Origin of the sequence: Qingrenia yutianensis (assembly GCF_014385105.1) — a bacterium.
Taxonomy (GTDB): Bacteria; Bacillota; Clostridia; order UMGS1810; family UMGS1810; genus Qingrenia; species Qingrenia yutianensis.
The window spans coordinates 1-1662 of record NZ_JACRTE010000058.1 but is presented as its reverse complement, the minus strand read 5'-3'; the positions used below and the strand labels follow the sequence as shown (position 1 = coordinate 1662).

The following is a 1662-nucleotide window of genomic DNA, read 5'->3' as shown; positions in this document are numbered from 1 at the left end:
TCAGAATGCTTGCAGGAATGGAAACAGGTCTTGCGGAAGACGATCTGACCGAGGACGGCGTTATAGATGATAAAATTCTTTGTTTGATTATCAATGCCAAATTTATTGAGAAGTACGGTATAAGCGGATATAAAGATAAGCGGAAAAGGAAACAGACCTATGTGAACAATCCTATGAACCGCAGACAGAAAACATATTCGTATAAAGGGCAGACAATACGGATTAAATAAAAGGGGTGATACAATGGCGGAAAAAGTAAAGCATCCGAGCTTTGCAAATTTGTATATCGGCAGAAGTCAATGCGGCGGTCAGACAGCACTATTCGGAAGCTCAATAAAGCATAGCGACATTATTACACTGCGGATAAGTCCTGCATATATGGACAGAGATTTGAGTTGTGACAGATACTTTGCAGAACCATTACCGTACATAGAAATTAATATGAGTCAAGCGCAGTTTGCACAGGCAATAACATCACTTAATATGGGAGACGGAGTGCCGGTGACACTGAGAATGTTAAACGGGGAATACATTGAACCTTGTCCGTCTGTTGCGGTTATAGTGAACATCAGACCGTCCTCACCACGAAAACGAGGGCCGTTTTGCCTTTTATACAGCTTGCCGGGTGTTAAGCACGGCATAACGCCTTCAATAATGGCAGAGTTTTCTCCCTTTCTTTTTGTGATTCCGCTGTTATATCGGCTTTTGATACATCGAACGAGCCGTGTCAATACAGGCTCCTCATTCATATCAATGCAGGAAACATCGTAAAGACCTGTCTTTCCGCCCTGTCCGCCTGCATTTGCCGCAAGCGTTATTCCGAGTCCTTCGGGATTGTACACTCTTTGTCCCTGATTTCCGCCAAGGATTTGTTTAACAGTCTGAGGGTTGCACTCTGTGAAAGGTAATATTTTTCCGGCACATCTTTCGTCAAAATATCCGACAAGGTACACTCTTTTCCGGGTTTGGGGAACACCGAAATCCGCGCTGTTAAGCACCTGCCATTCGATACCATACCCCAGGTCTGATAACGCAATGAGGATTTGCGTAAAAGTCCGCCCTTCGTCATGGTTAAGCAGACCGGGAACATTTTCAAGTAAAAAATATTTAGGTCGCTTTTCTCCAAGCACTCTGACAATTTCAAAGATGAGCGTACCTCTGGCATCTTCAAAGCCGCGTCTTCTGCCGGCGACAGAAAACGCCTGACAGGGAAATCCCGCACAAAGGATATCAAAGTCCGGGATGTCCTTTGGATTAATTTTTGTTGCATCATCAAAAAACACCTCATTTTCAGTATCAAATACGGCATTGTAGCTCCTGTTTGCAAATGCGTCAATCTCGCAATGTCCGACGCATTTATATCCGCCTGCTCTTTCAAGCCCTGCTCTGAAGCCCCCAATGCCTGAAAACATATCAAAAAATCTTATCACTGTTTTCTCGCTCCAATCGGGTAACTGAAAGCGTCGCCGACACCTCGTGAGGATATTAAATTTTAATGATTCGTTATTTCTTCTTTCCGTTGTTGATATTAGCCGATTCGTTTTCAGCACACATTTTTAATCTTTTCTGCACCGCTGCGTGCATATTTTCAAGCGATTCCTTTGTGTAGCCTTCAAGAAGCTCATTCGCTTCATTTTCGGTAAGCCGTACCCCTGCGTCGTA

Annotated in this window: 2 protein-coding genes; one reads left to right on the top strand and one right to left on the bottom strand. The window is 43.9% G+C overall.

Annotation, left to right across the window (positions count from 1 at the left end):
• On the top strand, positions 1-230 hold a 230-nt coding region (locus H8706_RS11965), incomplete at its 5' end, for a hypothetical protein (protein WP_262432820.1).
• Between the two features lie 216 nt (positions 231-446).
• Here H8706_RS11965 and dcm read toward each other — a convergent pair.
• Positions 447-1430 carry a DNA (cytosine-5-)-methyltransferase gene (gene dcm, locus H8706_RS11960; RefSeq protein ID WP_262432819.1) on the bottom strand — a complete coding sequence of 328 codons (984 nt, stop codon included), beginning with the start codon at positions 1428-1430 and terminating at the stop codon, positions 447-449.
• Positions 1431-1662 lie beyond the last annotated feature (232 nt).